Genomic DNA, 20,430 nt, shown 5'->3' with positions numbered 1-20,430 from the left:
GAACGAACAATTACATTAAATACTTTTTACCTTTATGTATTTTCATCCATATAGTGCGACTATATATCATAGCCATGGCGTGTTCTTCGGGACTTCTTAAAAATGATGGTTTTAATAAAGCTTTAATTGCTATTTTCTTAGCTTTGTTATCTAATTTAATCATGAGAACGCCTCCGCTCGACTTATTTGTTACATATCATAACCCACTACACAGACAATTTTTGTCTATTCATAGTTAGCCATAATCCTTTTCACTTCTGCTATATGTTTTTCTTTCAAACTATTAGGTGAGATGACTTTCACTCGTGCACCTTGTGATAATAGCCACATTAAGATACCATCACCTATGACTTCGATTTCAACTACAAAGCGATTGTTTGCGTAGTCCTTTTTCAATAAGCGAGCAGTAGGAAATCTATCTAACACTGATTCAATAATGCCTCCATTAAATTCAAAGCTGACCTTCTTCCATTCGCCACCATACATGAAATAAATACGCTGCTTCAAGGCACCCTCTCTAAAATAAGGTGAATTAGGTTCCTTAAATTTATCTTCAACTTTCATATAATCTTGAATACGATCTATTCTGAAAATGAGTACTTGTTCCTTATCATTCACACCTACTAAGTAAAAATAAAGTTCAGAAAATGTAATATACATCGGCTTAATTGTATGAATACGTCCTTGGTTCATTGCATTAAAATATTCAAATTTAATCGTTTTATTCTGTTGAATGAGTAAGTTAATCTCCCATAATTTATTTAATAATGGCTCACCGTGATTCATAGGTTCATAATGAACTAATTCAGATTGAATCGCTTTTTCAATAATACGTTGATTCTCTTCAGTAATATGATTCGTTAAGTTATTAATAATTAGATGTATTTCCTCTTCAGATAATCCTCTTGTTGAAATCAGTATTTTTAAGATTGCTAAGATTTGCGTATCATCAAATGTTTCATTCTGTAAACGTGTCATTTCATATTTACGATCAGTCTGATTCATGACTATTCTTAAGTGTTCTATTTATTGTCTTGTATCAAAAAAGTCATTCAAGCTCGCTATGTAACGTTGTACTGTACGATCTGATTTCTTACCAATAATTTCTCCAATTTGTGTTTTAGTAAAGCGTTCGCCTGACATGAATCTAAAATATAAATCAAGCATATCTGTCGCTTTTGCCATGATATCGCCCCTTCATTTTCAAAAAGTGTTCTTTAATAATTCTATTTAATTAAACTATAACTCTTTAAAAAATGTAAGATGCATATTTAGTGAAAATGACAAAAATTGTCGTACACATTGGATATACTAAGGTCAAGAAGTTCAAAACACGTAGAAAGTTGGGAATTGAATAATGAATTTGCAAAACCAGTCTAAAAACCCTCATGCATTTGGCGACGTATCACAGAATGATAGAAACATGGCAATGTTAATATGAATCCTATCTTTATTAACAAGTTTTATCGGTCCTTTGGTGATTTGGTTAATGAAAAAAGAGGAATCTGAGTATATTAACCAACAAGGCAAGAATTACTTTAATTACGCGATTAGTTACGCTATTTATGGTATCGCGAGTTACATCTTAATTATTGTGTTAATCGGTTACTTGGCATTATTTGTTGTTGCCATCGCAAGCTTGATTTATTGCATTTTAGGCATTATTGCCATGAATAAAGGTGAAGATTACGTCGTGCCATTTAGTTTACAACTTATTAAATAGATAAAGTTAACCCTCTAATGTGAAGTCGTCTCACATTAGAGGGTTTTTTCTAGCATTATTCTTCTACTAACCATTCAATTGTGCGCTTAATCGCTTTATCCCAGAATGCATAGTCATGATCGCCAGGGCCTTCTTCATATTGATATTTAATGCCTTTGTCATCTAAATATTTCATAAACTGTTGATTATCATCGTATAAGAAATCTTCGGTACCACATTGAATCAATAGTTGCGGTAGGTCGACCCCATTTTCAACCGCTTCATCTACTAGATGATATGTATCTAATTCAGTTCCTTTAAAGGTTGTATCTTGCCCAGTGACCGCTTGTGGTGAGAAGTCTGTCCACTCAAGATCTATTAACCCTTGCGCCTCGAATACAGCTGACAATGGTGCTGCCTTTGAAAATAACTCACTCTGTGTCAAAACGAATTTCATCGTGCCATAACCACCCATCGAATGACCTGCTATGAAGTTGTCTTCACGCTTAGTAGATAATGGAAAAACTTGATGCGCATAATTGTAAATTTCCAAAATATAATCATAATAACTATGACCATACGTCATATTAGCATATCCACTATGGTCCGCATTCGGCATAATCACTGCCAATTGATGTTCTTCAGCATAACGCTCAATACTTGTAAAACGCGTATAAGATGTCGCATCGCTCGATAAACCGTGTAATAACAATAACGTCTTTAATGGCTTCGCAGATTGTGAACGATTAAAAAAGGTATCATCCTCAGGAATAATCGCCACAAATGATTAATTCATCCCAATCGTCGGAGATTTATAATTAATAGTCATTAACGCCATGTTGCTTCTCTTCCCTTCAATATAAACTAGAGTATTATCACTATTTTACACTTTTTTACCATTAATGATAATCTTAAAACGCCTAAATAAAAAAGACGCTAGTAACCCCATACTAACGTCTAAAATAATAATTTAGATTTAGAAAGATTTTGGTAGATTAACACTTTCCACATTCCTAACGTACTCACAATATCTCCTCGTTGTTTCACGTGAAACCCCAGACAAATCACTTAGCATATGAAACAGTTGCGTCACCTTCTTCATTGAATGTTTCACGCAAAACATTTCCCGATGACAACCAAATATATAGGTAAATTGATCCGAGGTATAATATAGCCCTTGCCCTTTTCCCTAAATGTCTTCTCTAAATAATGGTTGGCTCATACATCTCGGACCCCCACGTCCACGCACTAACTCACTACCCGTAATTTCAATTACTTTAATTCCTTTATCACGTAACAGTTGATTAGATACATAGTTGCGGTCATACGTTACAACTACTCCTGGACGAATGCATAATGTGTTTGAAGCGTCATTCCATTGTTCACGGGCACCATCAATGACGTCTCCATTACCAGTTGGAATAAATTCGATGTGATCGACACCTAATACATCCGCCAATGTCTCACGTAACTGATGTGATTGTGTAATTTTGATATCATCTTTCGCTTCATCATATTCAATGGTAAAGATGTTCATATTATTTTCTTCCTTAAAGATAGCTGCATGCACTGTGAATTTATCATAGTCAATCATTGTAAATACCGTATCTAAGTGCATAAATGAACGACTATTCGGAATCTCTATCGCAATGACTTTCTTGAATGTTGTAGACTCATCTTTGAAAATGTTGCGAGCCAAACGTTCGATGGCTTGTGCTGACGTACGTTCAGAAATACCGATCGCTAATGCCTCTTTAGATAAAATTAATTGATCGCCACCTTCGATATTGAATGGTGAATGACGATCTAACCATACAGGTATATCTGCATCTTTAAAACGTGGATGATGTTTTAAAATATATGTGAAGAACAGTGATTCTCTACGACGTGCTCTCCAATACATACGATTAATTGTCATTCCTCTACCTACAGATGCTTGAGGGTCACGTGTGAAATACAAATTTGGCATAGGGTCTAAATAGAAGGGGTATCGATCATCTAAATATTCCACTAAATGTGTTGTTTCTAATTTAATTTCTTCTTTACGAATACCAGCCATAATTTTATAGATTAGTTCTTGATCTGATAATGTGTCGAAATATTTTTTAATTTCCTCTTCATGACCTAGAATCGTTTTTTGAGATTCTGCTAAAATGTCGTCAATAAATTGTTCGCGTACCGCTTTATCCGCAATCGCTTCAGCTGCAAGTTTTTCTAAATAAACAACTTCCACGCCTTCATCTCTAAGTGTTTGCGCGAACTTATCATGCTCTTCTTGCGCTACTTTTAAATAAGGAATATCATCGAATAACAACCCACTTAAGTGATCTGGCACTAAATTTTCTAACTCTTTACCAGGTCGTTTTAACAACACTGTTGTTAATTTACCGATTTCACTATTTACTTGAATTGGTCCTTGCGTCATATCCATTTCCTCCTTTATTTATCTACAACCAAGTTATAAAGCGCTTTCATTTTTGTATATATGATTTATTTCGTATTATCAATTTTCATACTTTTTGACTATTCAATATGCCTGTTCATTAGAATATACAGTTTTACATAGTATTAACTGTGTATATTTCATTCATCTGCCTATTACTATTTGCACTAGAAATTTTTTATTCAATATTTTGTATATATAATCATTCCCGATTTTTAAGTTTCTTTTTGAAAATGAAAATATTAGAAATACTTATTTAACAGTATTTCATAAATAAGTATAAAGAAGATTAATTTATAATTCCACCAAAAATATTATGCATTAATTCGTATATTTATAACAAAATAACTTATATTATATATTGTGTGCTTTATCATGCGACGAAATCAGTGTCATTTGCATGTAATTACTTATCCATTTCATGAACGGTTAGTTCAAATTTAGATTTATTTAACATTTAACAAATTTTACACAAACTAAACGGAAGTAATATTGCACTTTTTGTAATACAAATGTAACATTGTAATCAAATAGTAATACTTTTCAAAAGACCTACTATTTAAATTATATAAAGGAGATTTGACTATGCACAAATTCACTAAAATTACTTTGTCATCTGTTATTGCACTTGGAACTGTATTAGGAGCTGGATATCCAACTGAAACAATTCATTCAAACGAAGCACATGCTACACAAACACAATTATCAAATACTCAACTCGAAAACATCGTTAGACAATATTTTAAACAACGTCACATTGAAACAGACAACAGTTTTGGTATTAAAGTAGTTAAAAACCCTTCTCTTTATACTGATTTACCTAAAGGTTATGTTCCTGTTATCTACGCTGAAAGAGGCGCTAATAGTTCAGCAGCAGTTTATGTTAATAAAACAACTGGTAAAATCATCGATCGCAACACGCATAATATCGGTAATTATGATAAAAACAGACCACTTTCTAACGCTGAATTAGTAAATATTGCGAAACAATATTTTAATGTTCATCAAATTAAATTAAATAAAAGCGTAGGCGTTAAAGTGGATAAAGAGACATTCCTTTATAACGATCTGCCTAAAGGTTATATTCCAGTCATGTATGGTGAACAAGGCGTAAACGGTTTATCAGCCATTTACATCAATAAAACAACTGGTAAAATTATTGACCATAACATTCATAACTCAAGCAATTTTAACCATAAAAGACAACTTTCTGATGTTGAAATTATGAGTGTTGCGAAACAATACTTCAATAGCCATAGCATACAAATAGAAAATAGTATGGGTCTTAAAGTGGATAAAAATGTATCACGCTATAGCGATTTACCTAAAGGTTACGTTCCTGTAGTATACGCGGAACAAGGAAGCAATGGTGCATCAGTCATTTATGTCAACAAAACTACTGGTAAAGTGATCGATCACAATACGCATAATGTAGGTCATTACGGCAATAAAAAATAACATTAAATATGCATTTTCCACGCATTATTTATGGAATTAAAAAAGACAAATCTAATGGCGGTTTAATCCACCCTAGATTTGTCTCTTCCTTATATTCTAGTTCTTTTTCATAGCTTGTTGAGTTGTACTATAACCCATCACTACACGGTCAACTTTACCTTTATTTAAATCAAACCATACCGTCATACCATTTTGATTAGGTTGGTAGAAATAAATTCCAGTAGTATTGTTTTTACCGTTATCAATTTTTTGTAAGTCTTTGCCATATAATTTGTTCAGTTGTACAAGTGACATATGACCTGTTACTTTCATATCAAGTAAAGATGCTGTCTTACCATCTTTAAATACATTTCTGAAATATTGATCGTATTTCTTAACATTTTTTGTAGAATTTGTATTTTTTAATTTAATACCGTTAAACGTTACATTTTCAGCTTTAACTGCATTTTTGAAGTTTTTGTCTAATACGAATGACACATCATGCCCGGCATAACCATTATAGTTGTAATATGCTGAAGTTGCTGCGTGCGCAGTATGTTACGTCACTTCACCAGTTGCACCCATACCAAATAACGTACCGAATGCCAACGTTGTTGCTACTAAAGTTTTTGTTGTTTTTTTCATCACTTTCGCCTTCTCTCTCTTTAACTACTCAATATAGTACTCCATAACTCATATTTAGACAATTTTTATTATTTTTGAAAATGGAAACCAAATACTTAGTTATATCATTTTATTAAATTCCATAATGAAAACAATATTTTTTTATATAAGTTGTGCTATACTAAATGTAGGAGTAATATCCCCATTAACTCCTTCACAAAAAGTTATATTATGTAATGACTACAGGTCATAAGTTTACTTCCCCTTTGTTAGACTTATGACCTTATTTTTTTATTTTCAAATAAAAATTCATTATATTCTAGAAAATATATAACATTTATTTATAGTATAGGAAACCTCTTCAAATATGCGAACATATGTTCTATAATAACAATGAGGTGGTTAAAATGATTCCAGAACAATACAAAAATGAAACAGATTATCGGAAAATTCCTAGAGAGTACCTAGACCCTAATATCCCCCAAGGTCGAGGTATGGTAAAGTGGGCGCCGTTTACGACAATGCCTGAACAATACGAGCGTTTACGTGAATTTATTGAAGAACAGAATAAAATCAGTATGCCCTCCCTGTCAGAAGATCAGCTGGATACTTTGAATCGTCAGTTAACTCAGAAATACACGCAACGCCAACTTGCTATGATTAGTTATTGGAGAAATGGCTATATCCATTCAATTGCAGCATACATTCATCGCATTGATATGTTAAACCAATGCATTACTATTAGTAATGAAAATGGCACCCAAACCATGAAACTCGAATTTGGAGTTATTTGTAATGTGGAATAACCACTAAATGAAAAACAGCAATGTCTATGATATAAAATAGACATTGCTGTTTTATTCATTTTTACTTTTCAAAATAATATTATTTACTAGTTGTAAAGCCAGCATAACTAATATCTACTTCTACTACGTGCCCATTGTTGACAACAAATGTAGTAACTAAACCGTCTTGAACAGGTCTATATTCAAAAATACCACCTGTTTTGTCATTTACGTTTCCACTAACTTTCTTCAAATCTTTACCATATGCTTTTTTAATTTGCTTTAGTGATAAGTCCCCTTTAACTATAAATTGAACTTTATTTGCTTTCTTACCGTCTTTAGTTACGCCCGTAAATTTTTGATTATACTTTTCAACCACTTTCGTAGCTTTAGTAGGTGCAAGTTTAATTCCACTGAATGTTACATTCTCATGTTTAACAGCATTCACAAAGTTTTTATCTGTTAAAAATTTAGCATCTTTATCGATGTAACCGTTATAAGAATAATACGGTTTAACAGCAGCGTGTGCTGTATGTTCTACTGGTAATACCGTTGCGCTAACGCCTAGAAGTGTTCCAAATGCTAGAGTTGTTGAAGCAATAGTTTTTACTACTTTATTCATGATAGTCCTTCTTTCTGTATTGGATTTATATTACATCTTTATTATCGCATAATACTCATACACAGACACTGTACTTTAGATGTATTTAGCATAAATTTTAGTAAACAAAATGTAATATTATAAAAATGTGTATATACTATCTATTTTATGAAATTTCCTTATAATAAAATAAATGAAAGAAAAACGGAGGACCATATTTTGAAAAAGGTATTGGCAGGTATCGTCATCGTATTACTTATTGTTGCTTTAGGTTTCTCAATATTCTTCGCAACAACACATAAAACTTCAAATACAAAAGATGACAATCCAACTGAAAAACGCGAAACAAAAGAGAAGAAACATAAAAAAGAAAGTATTACAGAAGAACGTACACAAGAGCAAGACAACACAACAGATAATGGCGAAAACGCTCAAACAGAACCAGCAATGCAAAATACACAAAATACACAACAGAATTATTCAAACCAAGATAATTCTAATAATACTAAAGTAGACAAAACACAAGAAACACCAAAAACCCAAGAGCAATCCAGCACAGAGAATAAAACAAACAATTCAAGACAAAATAGCTCAGAAAGCGCAACAACAGAAAAAAATACAAACCAGCCTTCAACATCTCAACAACAAAGTACACAACAAAACAGCACACAGCAGAACAGTCAGCAAAACAAACCACAAAGTAATTCAACACAGACGAATTCAACTCAAAGTAGCAACCCAAATAACAAAACCAATTAAAAACAACCGCCTAATACGTAGTTATCACAACTACCCATTAGGCGGTTTAAATTTACCATTAATTAAATTAGGAATGAAACTCAACATGATGAAATTCATATTGAAATACTATAAGTTACTCAGTCACTTTACTTTCATCCACACGTTTAGAAATCTTACGCATTACTGGATCTAGCACTGGTTTTCCTAATACACCTGCTATAAAGAAACCTAATCCGAATAATGCTAAAATAATGAGCTTCGTAATTAGAATTTCAGGTACAATACCACCTACTGATTCACGTAGTGAATCAATCACGTGCGTAAATGGTAAATATGGCGAAATCGTTTGGAAGAACTTAGGCATTGTCACTACTGGGAATGTACCGCCACCCCCTGCAATTTGTAATACCAACATAACAATCGCAATCGCTTTACCTGGATTACCAAGCAATGATACGCAGGTATAAACAATCGTATTAAAGACAATTGCTCCAAACAATGCTACTAGAATAAACAAGACTGGCGATTCTACTTGTGCTCTCAAAATTAATAAATCGCCTACTACTACAGTGAAGGTTTGAAGTAAGCCCATTGTTATAAAGAATGCACCTTTACCTAAATAAATTTGTCGTGTTGTTAACTCATCTCTCAAACTTTCATGTTTATTATCAACAGATAATAAGCTCACTGATAACAATGCCCCTACCCATATTGATAATGATGTATAGAATGGCGTCATGCCTGAACCATAATCTTTAACTGGGAAGACGTCCACTTGTTTCTTATCGATTGGGTTAGCAATAACATCTGCTTGTTTTTTCAAGTCATTTTTCAGAGCATCAATGACTTTATCGACTGCATCATCTTTGTCTAATTTCTTAAAGATGTTATTTGCTTTGTCTAAATCTTTTTCAATATCGGGCAATCTATTTTGCGCAAAGGTCGCCAAGTTCGCTAATGCTTCTTTTGCACGTGGTTGGTTTTCATCTAATAAATTAACTGCGTTGTCATATTTATTAAATAATGTTGGCAAGTTAGCATTAACGGTTGCTGTAGCATTGGCTAAGCGTTGTTCTAATTCAGGTAAATCATTGCGTACAAAGTCTGCTGCTTTCGCCACATTTTGCTTCACAGTTGGGAAGTAAGCTTGTGCAGTTTGCATTGCATTGATATACGCTTGCTCTAATGCTGGCAATTCACTTTGAATAGCAGCCACACGTCCTTGACCTTCTGATACAATTTGCTGTCCAGCAACAATCACTTGGTTGATTGTATTTAATCTAGATTGGACGTTTGATAACGTATTCTGACCTTCATTCAATTGTTGCGTAATGTCGTTAGATAACATTAATAAACGATTATTTAAATCTTGTTTTAAAAAGTCACGATACTGGCCTAATCCTGTGTTTAAATCTGGTAAGCCACGTAGGACATTAACCGCTTCCGCTTTCCCTGAACTGCCGTTACCTAATGCATCGATAAGTTGATTAATAGAACGGACAGAACTATTGATACGGTTGTTTGCAATCTCAACTTCTTTGATTTCAGATGATAAATCTACATGTTCTTTGTTCTCTAGCTCTTTTAAAATGTCTACAAGTCGTTGGTTGTTTTTGGATTCATTTTCAAAGCGAGCCTTAATATTACGCAATGTGTCATTAAATTCAGTTGGTCGATTTGAACCAATGATGCCATAAACCACGTTCTTCAAGGCTTTAATATCAGATTGTGTTGCTTTCGTTTGTGTGTCTGCATTATCAGATAAGGCCAATAATGCTTCAGCAAGCGCGTTATTCATCGCTTTCACATCATCTTTAGATACAATTTGGTCTTTGTTTAAAGCATCTTTATTATTATTGTTACTCAATGGTTGCACTTTATAGGCAGGCATGCCTGATGTACTTTGTTGACGTAGAGCATTGTTTGCTTGACCATTAACTTCTTGGGCACGGCTTGCAGCTTCTTGATAGTCACCGACACGTTGTTGTGCCATAGTTAAATAACCTTGTGCGTCATTCAAGCGATTATTCGCTAAATCAAGCCCTTGACTCGCAATATCTACGCCTCTATTGAGACGTGGGAATTGAGCTGGAATATCGTTAGCAGCGACATTAAGCACGCGTTCAATATTAGGCATATACTCATTTAGTGCTAAAATGAGTTTCGCTTTCTCATTCAATGATGGAATCGCAGCGTTGACGTCATTCATTTTCTGTTGAGCATCTAAAATATCGCCTTTGTAATTACCTAATGAACGGAAACGATTGGCGTACGCATCCAATTGATCTTGGTGTTCATTCAGATAAACAATACGATCCGCAATTTTGTTCAATTGTGGTAATGATTGATGCGCAGCATAAACAGCATTTTTTATCTTGTTAATGGTTGGCACTTCATCTTCAAGTTGAATCCCTACTTTATTGGCTTCTTGAAGAATCGCTTTCGTAACTGTCGAATTAAATTGTTTATTCGCTTCATCTACAATGACTGTTGACCCTGTATCTGTCATTTTTGGTGCTACAGCATTGATTTTTTGGTTCACTTTATATTCTATATCTGCTTTTTGTGGTTTCTTTCTTAATGTACCGGTGATTTGATGAGAGAATTCTTTAGGTATGTATATGCCGGCATAGTATTTACCCATTTTAATTTCATGGTCTGCCTTTTCCCGGCTTACGAATTGCCAGTCAAATTTCTTATTCTTCTTCAATGTATCGACTAGCGTATCCCCGACATTAATTTTTTTGCCTCGGACTTCGTCACCTTGGTCTTCGTTGACAACTGCTACTTTTACATGGTCTGTATTACTATACGGATCCCACATCGCCCAAAGGTTGAACCAAGCGTAAAATGACGGCAAGATAGCTAAACCTAGGAGAATTACCCAAACGGCAGGAGTTTTCGCCACACGCTTCAAGTCCGTTTTATATAATTTTAGTGCGTTTTTCATTGTCACACTCCTACGAATGAAATATTAAAATTTGATATCAAATTTAAGTTAACCGTTGTTTTTTTATTTATAGAGTTAGTATAATACTTTTATTAAGCAAAGTAATAATTAGTTGATAAGTGTTAACTATTTTTTCTAATTAGCATTATAACAAATAATTAATTATTCGCATACTAGTAGGAGGAAAAGCAAGCAATGTCGAAACAGAAATTAATGGTCTATTTATTAACTACTACTCTCGTCTTTCCTACCTTTACGACGAGTCTTGCACACGCCGAAGACACGACTGACGAAAGCGAAGCGTCATCATCACGTGCTCACAGTAATGAAGATGCTCCATCAACCGAAGAAGCTAAAACTCAAGAAGGTGCTAGCACCAAAGATGAAAACAATGATGATTCAACTACCTCACAAGAAGAATCAGTGAGTACAGAAGAAGATAATTCAGAAGAAACATCAGCTTCTCATAAAGAAACTGCGCATAAAGAATCTACTAACGATAAAACAACTAAAAAAAATAAGACAATGCGTTCAAATCGTCAGCAAATGAATCAATCATCATCTCGTGATAATGCGTTTTATCATACGCCATTAGCACCATTATTTGATATTCCAAATTTAACTGGTAATCATTCTTCTCATTTCTTAGACCCTAATGTATTTGATAATGGTTTCAGTTTAACGAATTTAATCGCTTCATTATTTAACTTTGATAGTGATATTTCTGATTATGAACACGTTGAGAATTCTAAAGAGACTTCTGATAATGCTTCTAACGATGCTTCTTCAAAAAATCATTCTAAGACTAACGACTTAAATCAAAACGCATCAACACCTCAATCAAGCTCAACACACAGTGGAAATAGTACACAAACTAACGATGCTACATCTGAACAGTCAGGCTCAACTGAGATGCCACAACAAGAAAAGGAATCAGATAACACTGGAGCGAATGCGACTTCAAATGGAAATAAAGATGATGCAAGCATTAGTAAAGCATTAGACGCAATTGATGACTTAGTGACAGATGCGACTGATACTCAAAATAGTACAGACTCAAATCAAAGTAGTAATGAAACTACCTCTAATGAAGACAGTCATTCTTCTAGTGAAGCTAAATCATCTACTGAAGATACTCATACTAGTGAGCAACCATCTTCACATGCATCATCTCAATCTGATAGCGAGTCTAAAGGGGACAGCTTTTCAGATTCGGTATTAGATTCAGTGCTTGATCAATATAGTGAAGATGCCACTAAAACACATAAAGATTATGAGTCTTCTAAAGCAAGCGGAAAAACAGCTGTGAATAATGATAAAGGCAAACCATCAACATCTGTTAACACGCAATTACCTACTAAAGAAGAGCTGGCACATAAAACTGCACCAGTTCAATCATTCGAAGAGACTATTAAAAGAAATAATACGCGCTCAACTAGTTTATTCCAAATGTTGCCACAACTGAACGGTAATAGTATTAGCGATGGCAATATAGCAGTCGTTGAAAGCAAAGATACACGCGATTTCATCAAATCTATCGCAAAAGATGCACATCAAATCGGTCAAGACCAAGATATTTATGCTTCAGTCATGATTGCGCAAGCGATTCTAGAATCAAGCTCAGGACAAAGTGCACTTGCACAAGCGCCAAATTATAATTTATTCGGTATCAAAGGTGCTTATCAAGGACAAACTGTCAACTTTAATACGCTAGAAGCTGGTAGCGATAATTCTATGTTTAATATTATGGCTGGTTTCAGAAAATACCCTAACACTAAAGCGTCATTAGAAGATTACGCTAGTTTAATCAAACACGGCATTGATGGTAACCCTAGTATTTATAAAGGAACATGGAAATCTGAAGCACCTACTTATCGTTCAGCAACAAGCCATTTAAGTAGAACGTATGCAACAGATCCAAATTATGCGACGAAATTAAATAGTCTGATTCAACATTACAATTTAACAGCTTTTGATAAAAAATCGATGCCGGATTTAGATAAATACGCTAAATCGACTTCAAGTGGTCAAGATGTTTCAGGCGGAGACTTTAAACCTTTCGCAATCACAGATGGTGCAACTCCTTATCCTCAAGGCCAATGTACTTGGTATGTATATGAGCGTGTGCAGCAATTTGGTAAGCATGTAAGCGGTAATTGGGGTGACGCGCATCACTGGGATAATCGCGCTGAACGTGATGGTTATAGAGTTACTGGAAGTCCGAAAGCGCATACTGTAGCTGTGTTTGAGTCCGGTCAAGCTGGTGCGGATGCAACGTATGGTCATGTTGCTTTTGTTGAAAAGGTTAACGAAGATGGTTCGATTATTGTGTCTGAATCTAACGTTAAAGGTTTAGGTATTGTGTCATATCGTATGATTGATGCGGATACTGCACAAGACTTGCATTATATTGAACCGAAGTAATTAGATTTTAGGGTAGTTCTAAAATGAATTCTCATTTCACTTAAGTTGAGACGCTTGCCTAGGGGGCTGGGTCGAGCCACGGTCTCGACACTCATCCTGATCCCTCAGGCGTCGCTCAACTACGTTCCATTATTCATTTTAGAACTATCTATCTAACTAAGTACTTTAGTATATAAATTCATTTATATTTAGCATAGCTACCTTACTATCTCTGTTTTAGACGTACTTAGGTAGTGTGTGTTATATATTTTCATATTAAAAAAGGTGGGGCACTCGGGGTGCGCCACCTTTTCATTTTCAAAAATTAAGAATAGATTAATACTTGTGTGATGAGCATGCCACCACCAAAGATGAAGACGAAAGCTACAATTGGCCAAACGAATTTCAACCAGTGTGAATATTTCATATCTAACATTTGTAGTGTCGCCATGATTAAGCCGGTTGGTGCTAAGAATAACATCGCGTATTGTCCAAATTGATAGGCTGTTACGATGACAAATCTTGGGATGCCGACTGTGTCCGCAAGTGGTGCAAAAATAGGCATCGATAACACGGCTAGTCCTGATGATGACGGAATGATAAATCCTAAGAAGAAGAAGATAATTAATAAAATAACGATAAAGATGGGTCCGCTAACACCTTGCACAAGTGAAGATGAGAAGTTTAATATTGTGTCTGAAATCAAGCCTTCATTCATAATCATATTGATACCACGTGCTAAACCAATGATAAGTGATACCCCTACTAAGCTAGATGCCCCATTTACAAACGCATCTACTACTGCTTTTTCACCTATACCATTTTTACCTAACGCTACGATAAGCATGATAATAATTGTAAATGCTAAGAACATTGAAGCCATGATTGGGAACCACCAACCCTGTGTCATAACGCCCCATACCATAATTGGAAACGGTAAGATAAATAAGATTAAAATGATTTTTTTACGGAAAGTAAAGACGCTTTCTTCACTATCATTTTTAATGACTGACCATTGTTTTTCAAATTTCGCTTTATCTTCATACGTATAAGACAGTTTTGGGTCTTTTTTAATACGTTTTGCGTACCATGCTAAATAACCTAATGTGAAGATAGTCGCAATAATTAAACCGCCAATTCTCCAATATAGACCATCGACAAACGTTGTACCTGCAGCATTTGAAGCGATAACTACTGAGAATGGATTAACCGTTGAAAATGTACTACCTACAGAACTTGCGAGGAAGATTGATCCTACACATATGATGGAGTCATAACCCATAGCTATAAAGATTGGCACAAGTACCGGATAGAATGCGACCGCTTCTTCTTCAATTCCGCAGAGCGTCCCACCTAAAACCATTAATACTGAAACCATAAAGACGAGCAAGAATTCATGCCCTCTCGTCTTTTTAGTTAGTGCTAGGAGCCCTGATTCAAATGAGCCACTAGTTTGTACGACACCTATTAAGCCCCCTAGTACTAGAATAAACACCATGACATCTACCGCTTCTATCGTTCCGTTGACCATACTTGTTGTAATTTGATCTGGCCCTGCAGGATGTTGCTCTAAACGTTCATACGTCCCTGGAATAGAAATGGGTTTATTAATCGCCCCAGATTTAAATTGATCAACGTCTATTTTAACGCCCAATTTATCTAATTGTTCTTGTGTACCGTCGACAGTTTTTGTTTGATTATGCGCATTTACAATTTTGAATTCTTGCGCACTTGAATCATAAGATAATTTAGAATACGCCCCTGCCGGTATAATCCACGTCGCTATGACGGCAATAACAGTTAATATAAATAGAATAGTAAATGCACCTGGCATACTTAATTTGAAACGTTTCTTTCTTTTTTTAGATTGTGTGTCTGAAATATCTTTAGCGTGTGTCATGTAATTCAACTCCTTTGTATATATTTATAGTTAAGACATGCGTCACACTTTCTATTTTTGAAAATGATCAACTTATATTTGTGAAAATTTTATCAATCTTTATCAACTTAAGTTTATGTCTAATACAAGTTACATTCAATATAATTACAAATTAAAGTATAAACATTTGAAATACCGTCATACTTCCTTCACATAACTTTACGAATAATCTTTTGAAAATAGCTTGCTATTTTATTGTAATTGTGTAAGCGCTTACTATACTGATGTTGCCCTTTTCAAAAAATAAAAAGAGTAGATAATTAAGTTGTTGAATACTTTAAATTATCCACTCTTATACGTGTTATTTAATTATCGGAACCACGATGTTTACGACGTCCTAACCATACGAATAAGCCGCCTGCTGCTGCGATTACCAATGTGATAGGTAACCACGATTTCTTAAGTGTTTCGCCGGTTGCTGGCAATGAGAAGTTGCCGTCATCGTCGAATAACCCGCTTAGTAATCCACTGTCATTATCCAAATTACCAAGTGACAAGCCTTGTACAGGGTTCGGAATATCATCTATACCATCCAGTAAACTACCGCCTGAATTTAAGTTACCTAATAGACCGCCGTTAAGTAAACCTCCTAATAGGTCTGAACCTAAATCTAAACCACCGCTATTGTGCGTATTGCCATTAATACGATCAAGTAGTGTAGGACGATCTTTTATTGGAGATAAAATGTAATCTAGTTTATTTTTAGATTGGTTTAATTTGTTCTGCAATTGTAGTAAGTCATTCGCCTTACCATTTAGCGCACTTTTGATTAAATCAAGCGTATCTGCTTTTGAAGTTTGTACTTTTGAAATAATATCAGCTAACGCATGTGCTTTAGCTTGATTTAACTTCGTAGCTAAAATCGTTTCAATGGCTTGTTTCTGATTAGTGCTTTTATCTAAGATATCTTTTAAAATATCATCTGCCGTATTCGAAGCTTGTGCTTTAAACTCTTGTTTTAAGCGTTCAACAAGCTCAGAGTTTGATAAGCTTTCATTCATTAAACGTTTTGCTATACTTGATGCTTCGTTATTACCTAAACGTGTTGATAATAATGTCTTGATTAATTGCTCTTTATTTGGTGCTTGATCAAACATTGATTTTAAAATGTCATCACTTGATGTTGTAGTTAAACCATCAAGTTGTTTCATAATTTGGTCTGTAATTTGTTTGTCTGATTTACCTGTAATATTGATATGTTTTAAAATGTCTTGCGTTTCATTTTTACTGAAGACACTACCAAGAATTTGTTTAACCGCTTCTTGTTTATCAGAAGTACTATTCAATTGTTTAAGAATAAGATGACGATTATCTTTGACTTTATTACGTACTGAAGCAATATCTTTTTCAATATTTTGACGTTGTTGTTCCGATAAACCTTGATTTTGATTTACTTGATTACGTAATTCTCTTAATTGCTCAAGTTTACGATCTGTATAGCGTTGACTTGTGTCCTCATGTTGTTTTTCTGTTTTTGAAATCGTTTGATCAATTTTTTCTTTATCAGATAATTTATCTTTTAAAGCGTCAAAGTGTCTATTTATTGTAGAATCAGTATCCACGCTTTGGCCTTGATGGTATTCGTTATTATTTTTCCCCATATGTTCAATACCACTTAATAGGCCTTCATCAGAATCTTCATTACTTTCTACTTTCTCTGAGACAGGCTCTTCAGTTGTATTCTCTTCAGTTGAAGGTTGAGTTTCTTTTGTTGCTTGTGCTTGTTCTTTAGTATTATCGTCTTGTGCTTTGTTATCTTTATACGTGTGTACATCATTTTTGACTTTATTTAAGTCATCTAAAATTGAAGTGCTATGTTTATCGGCATTATTATTCTCTTCATTAGATGGCGTTTCCATTGTATTTTGTTCTTCAGAATTTGTATCCTCTTTAGTTGGTTGTTGAGCTGATGCTTCTTCGCTTGTTTCAGGTTCGTCATTTTGTTGACCTCTATCAACCTTTTTAGAAAGTGCATCTAAATCAGCCATGATTTTATCTAATTCTGCTGATGTACTATCTTTAGTACTCTCATTTGTAGTTGTATGCGTTTCTTCAGTAGAAGACATTTCATCAGAACGCACAATTGATTTCTCTTCTGCCGTTACATTAGACTCTTCACGTGCATCTTTCAAGATATCATCAATTTCAGATTGGTCTTTCGCATCATCTAAATCATCTTTATAACTCTTAATTTCTGCTTTATCTAAATGTTTTAAACGATTGATTTCAGTTTTCGCTTTTAAAATCGCAGACTTCAATCTAGGTTGCGCTGTCGTTGTTTCAGTTGAAGCTTCAGTTACCTCATCTTTCGTTTGCGCAAATGCGTCTTTTGTAAAGCCATAACCAACTAATGAGCCACTTAATAACAACGCTGAACATGACACTTTTAAGTACGAACTTAGTTTAGAAATTTGCGTATTCTTCTTCACTCATATCACCCTTTATCATTAATATACCCCTACATTATATAACAATTTATTGTAAACTTATACTTCTTATTTTTGAAAATTAAGGGAACTTATCTATATTTTGGATTTACAAAAATTTATAGTTTGATACGTCTACTATTCACTTTCTTATTATCTGTTACTTTTACAGAATATTGATATGCATTAGTTAAGTCAATTAATGATAAATACTTGTCATGTCCTGCACCAGTATCGATATCTAAAATATTTTTCTTTTTATAAAGTTCATCATTTTTTAATCCAAAACGATAATTTGGCACATGACCGTGAATTAAAAACTTATGTTTAGGCACATTACGATTTAACTCGTGATTATAATAACCTGTCGTATATTCTTTAATCTGTTTACTTAACGGCTTATTTGTATCAATACCTGCATGCGCAAAAATATAATCATCTATCATTTCAATCGTAGATAAACTATTTAAAAATTTATGCCAGCGTTTAATCTTTTTATCTTTACTCGCTAACCAACGCATCTCATGGTTCCCCGCCAAAGCAAGTGCGCCTTTACGTTTCAAACGTTTCACTAACTTAAGCGTACCAAACGAATCGGGACCATTATTAACATAATCCCCCATCAACACAAGTTGATCTTTTCTATAATTATATTTTACTGCTTTTAAGAGAGTTACCAGCGCCTTCCGATGTCCATGAATATCAGAAACCACAAGTATCCTTTCAACCATTCCAATCTCTCCTTACGTTCCAACCTTTTACACATTTACTTTTATTATAAAGACTACATTTTAAATAACTTTAAACAAAATATTAACGTACTCTCAAAATTAACACTTTACTATTATAAGTAGTATAGAAAAAATTTATATATTTTGGGGACTAAATTTATGAACACGAAACAAATGCTCATTTTTAAACACTTTGTCGAGTTACAAAATGAAAATGCAGTAGCTGAAAAACTTGGGATAACTCAGCCAACTGTTACATTTCATTTGAAGAATTTGAACAAAGAATTTGGTTTACCTTTATATTTTAAAAAGGGTAAACATTTTAATTTAACAGAAGCTGGGGAGTTGTTATATCGTAACGCCAATAAAATGTTAAATTTAATTCAAGAAACAACCGATATGATGGAAGACTTTAAACAATCCAAACGTGGAACCTTGCGTATTGGCGCAAGTCATGCCCCAATTTACAGTATCTTGCCATCTGCTTTTAAAAACTACATGCATGATCATCCTGATATCGACATCGCACTTACGGTAGATACGGCACCTTGTATCATTGAAAAGGTAAAAAATAGAAAAGTAGATATCGCTATTATTTCTGAAAAAGGGTTTAATGAAGATGAACTACAAGCCAAACGCCTACAAGAAAATCCTCTCGTCCTAGCTATGGATAAACGTCATCCACTTGCACAAAAAGACCAAATTTCTTTAGAAGATGTACAAAAGTATCGTTTTATTATTCATAGTAGTGGTTCAACACGAGAAAGTATTGATGAATGGAGTAAAAATAATTTCGTTAATCTAGACATACATATGGAATCTAATAGCATTAGTAGCATTTTAATGACAATCAAAGATTCAAATTATTTAAGTCTTGTTAGTCAAAGCGCCCTCTTCCATCATCCAAGTATTATTGGTAAAACACTACCTGATGGGCCATCACCTAGTTATATCTCATTGTTATATCGTAATGATAGACATCTTACATCAATCATTCAAGACTTCGTCACACTCATTTATAATACAAATGAAATTTGATATTTTATATCAATCTATATATCCGTTTTTACAATTATATAATTACATCATTCATTAGAAGTGGAAGTGAAATCTATTTTGTTTAATAGACTTCATTAATCCGCTTCTTTTTATCTTTTTTACAGGATAAACAATATAATCACAGATTTTCTCTTTAGTAAATTTATGTAATGTTAATATTTTATAAATTTTATTAATAAAATAACCTTAAAATTATAACAATTTTACAATATATTAATATTTCCCTATAAAAATAGTTCTTTAGATAATATAATAAGGATGAAAGCGGTATAAAAATAATGATGTATATTTTTAGCATATGGATTAAGGAGGCTAGGTTGATGCTCATTTTTTCAATCATCTTATTACTTATCGGCATAGCATTAATCGCCACCAGTAGATTTGTTGCCTATAAACGCGATATTGATTTACGAGAAAAAATATATATTCCGGGGGTATTAATTTTTCTAATCGGTGCATTGTGTCTTATTGGCAGTTGGGTAAACTAATTAACCTTATACATAAACTACATTCTCAGGTACATATTATATGTTACCTGTTTTTTTATACTCTCACTTACTTATCCTCCGACATTTTTTACAAAATGTCG

General features: G+C 33.8%; 17 protein-coding genes and 1 pseudogene. 7 read left to right on the top strand and 11 right to left on the bottom strand.

The window, feature by feature from the left end:
- Positions 1–10: 10 nt before the first annotated feature.
- The 3 genes from LIX58_RS05790 to LIX58_RS05780 all read right to left on the bottom strand — a co-directional run bounded on the left by LIX58_RS05790 (position 11) and on the right by LIX58_RS05780 (position 1,185).
- Positions 11–163, bottom strand: a complete 153-nt coding sequence (locus tag LIX58_RS05790; RefSeq protein WP_168210240.1) for a hypothetical protein — start codon at positions 161–163, stop codon at positions 11–13.
- Positions 164–225: 62 nt separating this feature from the next.
- Positions 226–1,005 carry a helix-turn-helix transcriptional regulator gene (locus LIX58_RS05785; RefSeq protein WP_226386164.1) on the bottom strand — a complete coding sequence of 260 codons (780 nt, stop codon included), beginning with the start codon at positions 1,003–1,005 and terminating at the stop codon, positions 226–228.
- 21 nt (positions 1,006–1,026) lie between these two features.
- Positions 1,027–1,185, bottom strand: coding sequence for a hypothetical protein (locus LIX58_RS05780; RefSeq protein WP_226386163.1), 159 nt, complete (start codon positions 1,183–1,185; stop codon positions 1,027–1,029).
- Positions 1,186–1,441: 256 nt separating this feature from the next.
- Between LIX58_RS05780 and LIX58_RS05775 the strand changes: the two genes are divergently transcribed.
- The gene (locus tag LIX58_RS05775; RefSeq protein ID WP_226386278.1) at positions 1,442–1,723 is read left to right on the top strand and encodes a DUF4870 domain-containing protein; all 282 of its coding nucleotides are present in this window, start codon (positions 1,442–1,444) and stop codon (positions 1,721–1,723) included.
- Between the two features lie 55 nt (positions 1,724–1,778).
- Here the strand turns inward: LIX58_RS05775 and LIX58_RS05770 are convergent, their stop codons facing one another.
- Entirely contained in the window at positions 1,779–2,483 is a 705-nt protein-coding gene (locus LIX58_RS05770; RefSeq protein ID WP_226386162.1) for an alpha/beta hydrolase, read from the bottom strand.
- Between the two features lie 408 nt (positions 2,484–2,891).
- The gene (gene arcA, locus LIX58_RS05765) at positions 2,892–4,127 is read right to left on the bottom strand and encodes an arginine deiminase (protein ID WP_226386161.1); all 1,236 of its coding nucleotides are present in this window, start codon (positions 4,125–4,127) and stop codon (positions 2,892–2,894) included.
- A 603-nt stretch (positions 4,128–4,730) separates the two neighbouring features.
- Between arcA and LIX58_RS05760 the strand changes: the two genes are divergently transcribed.
- Entirely contained in the window at positions 4,731–5,603 is an 873-nt protein-coding gene (locus LIX58_RS05760) for a hypothetical protein (protein ID WP_154838149.1), read from the top strand.
- 96 nt (positions 5,604–5,699) lie between these two features.
- On the opposite strand, the pseudogene isaB (LIX58_RS05755) reads toward LIX58_RS05760, so the two are convergent.
- A pseudogene (gene isaB / locus LIX58_RS05755) lies at positions 5,700–6,128 on the bottom strand (immunodominant staphylococcal antigen IsaB family protein); the annotation flags it as partial.
- Between the two features lie 485 nt (positions 6,129–6,613).
- Between isaB (LIX58_RS05755) and LIX58_RS05750 the strand changes: the two are divergent.
- Complete coding sequence (locus LIX58_RS05750) at positions 6,614–7,012, top strand: YolD-like family protein (protein ID WP_154838181.1); 399 nt, start codon at positions 6,614–6,616, stop codon at positions 7,010–7,012.
- 79 nt (positions 7,013–7,091) lie between these two features.
- On the opposite strand, the gene isaB (LIX58_RS05745) is transcribed toward LIX58_RS05750, so the two are convergent.
- Positions 7,092–7,613 (bottom strand): immunodominant staphylococcal antigen IsaB family protein, encoded by a 522-nt coding sequence (gene isaB / locus LIX58_RS05745; protein WP_126565732.1) that lies wholly within the window; start codon positions 7,611–7,613, stop codon positions 7,092–7,094.
- 198 nt (positions 7,614–7,811) lie between these two features.
- On the opposite strand from isaB (LIX58_RS05745), the gene LIX58_RS05740 reads away from it, so the two are divergent.
- Positions 7,812–8,351, top strand: a complete 540-nt coding sequence (locus LIX58_RS05740; RefSeq protein ID WP_154838151.1) for a hypothetical protein — start codon at positions 7,812–7,814, stop codon at positions 8,349–8,351.
- 115 nt (positions 8,352–8,466) lie between these two features.
- Here the strand turns inward: LIX58_RS05740 and LIX58_RS05735 are convergent, their stop codons facing one another.
- Positions 8,467–11,283, bottom strand: coding sequence for a YhgE/Pip domain-containing protein (locus LIX58_RS05735; RefSeq protein WP_154838153.1), 2,817 nt, complete (start codon positions 11,281–11,283; stop codon positions 8,467–8,469).
- Between the two features lie 195 nt (positions 11,284–11,478).
- On the opposite strand from LIX58_RS05735, the gene LIX58_RS05730 reads away from it, so the two are divergent.
- Positions 11,479–13,707 (top strand): amidase domain-containing protein, encoded by a 2,229-nt coding sequence (locus LIX58_RS05730; protein WP_154838155.1) that lies wholly within the window; start codon positions 11,479–11,481, stop codon positions 13,705–13,707.
- A 304-nt stretch (positions 13,708–14,011) separates the two neighbouring features.
- Here LIX58_RS05730 and LIX58_RS05725 read toward each other — a convergent pair whose 3' ends face one another.
- From LIX58_RS05725 to LIX58_RS05715, 3 genes are all read right to left on the bottom strand, one after another.
- Entirely contained in the window at positions 14,012–15,586 is a 1,575-nt protein-coding gene (locus LIX58_RS05725) for a YfcC family protein (RefSeq protein WP_154838157.1), read from the bottom strand.
- A gap of 344 nt (positions 15,587–15,930) precedes the next feature.
- The gene (locus LIX58_RS05720; protein ID WP_226386159.1) at positions 15,931–18,054 is read right to left on the bottom strand and encodes a hypothetical protein; all 2,124 of its coding nucleotides are present in this window, start codon (positions 18,052–18,054) and stop codon (positions 15,931–15,933) included.
- 116 nt (positions 18,055–18,170) lie between these two features.
- Positions 18,171–18,782, bottom strand: coding sequence for a metallophosphoesterase (locus LIX58_RS05715; protein ID WP_154838161.1), 612 nt, complete (start codon positions 18,780–18,782; stop codon positions 18,171–18,173).
- Positions 18,783–18,941: 159 nt separating this feature from the next.
- Here LIX58_RS05715 and LIX58_RS05710 point away from each other — a divergent pair, with 159 nt between their 5' ends.
- Entirely contained in the window at positions 18,942–19,820 is an 879-nt protein-coding gene (locus LIX58_RS05710; protein WP_154838163.1) for a LysR family transcriptional regulator, read from the top strand.
- Between the two features lie 341 nt (positions 19,821–20,161).
- On the top strand, positions 20,162–20,329 hold the full coding sequence (locus tag LIX58_RS05705) for a hypothetical protein (protein WP_168210257.1): 168 nt from the start codon (positions 20,162–20,164) through the stop codon (positions 20,327–20,329).
- Positions 20,330–20,430: the final 101 nt, after the last annotated feature.

It is taken from the genome of Staphylococcus sp. Marseille-Q1834, from assembly GCF_916858875.1.
GTDB classification, from domain to species: domain Bacteria; phylum Bacillota; class Bacilli; order Staphylococcales; family Staphylococcaceae; genus Staphylococcus; species Staphylococcus pragensis.
The sequence above is the reverse complement of the archived record's forward strand: the minus strand, read 5'-3'. Positions and strand labels throughout refer to the sequence as shown.

Bases quoted from the DNA above. Each gene is read 5' to 3' on its own strand.
- LIX58_RS05725 (WP_154838157.1), bottom strand. From the start codon at position 15,586: ATGACACACGCTAAAGATATTTCAGACACACAATCTAAAAAAAGAAAG.
- LIX58_RS05730 (WP_154838155.1), top strand. From the start codon at position 11,479: ATGTCGAAACAGAAATTAATGGTCTATTTATTAACTACTACTCTCGTC.
- LIX58_RS05760 (WP_154838149.1), top strand. From the start codon at position 4,731: ATGCACAAATTCACTAAAATTACTTTGTCATCTGTTATTGCACTTGGA.
- LIX58_RS05735 (WP_154838153.1), bottom strand. From the start codon at position 11,283: ATGAAAAACGCACTAAAATTATATAAAACGGACTTGAAGCGTGTGGCG.
- LIX58_RS05705 (WP_168210257.1), top strand. From the start codon at position 20,162: ATGCTCATTTTTTCAATCATCTTATTACTTATCGGCATAGCATTAATC.
- LIX58_RS05780 (WP_226386163.1), bottom strand. From the start codon at position 1,185: ATGGCAAAAGCGACAGATATGCTTGATTTATATTTTAGATTCATGTCA.
- LIX58_RS05790 (WP_168210240.1), bottom strand. From the start codon at position 163: ATGATTAAATTAGATAACAAAGCTAAGAAAATAGCAATTAAAGCTTTA.
- LIX58_RS05715 (WP_154838161.1), bottom strand. From the start codon at position 18,782: ATGGTTGAAAGGATACTTGTGGTTTCTGATATTCATGGACATCGGAAG.
- LIX58_RS05750 (WP_154838181.1), top strand. From the start codon at position 6,614: ATGATTCCAGAACAATACAAAAATGAAACAGATTATCGGAAAATTCCT.
- LIX58_RS05785 (WP_226386164.1), bottom strand. From the start codon at position 1,005: ATGAATCAGACTGATCGTAAATATGAAATGACACGTTTACAGAATGAA.
- arcA (WP_226386161.1), bottom strand. From the start codon at position 4,127: ATGACGCAAGGACCAATTCAAGTAAATAGTGAAATCGGTAAATTAACA.
- LIX58_RS05710 (WP_154838163.1), top strand. From the start codon at position 18,942: ATGAACACGAAACAAATGCTCATTTTTAAACACTTTGTCGAGTTACAA.
- isaB (WP_126565732.1), bottom strand. From the start codon at position 7,613: ATGAATAAAGTAGTAAAAACTATTGCTTCAACAACTCTAGCATTTGGA.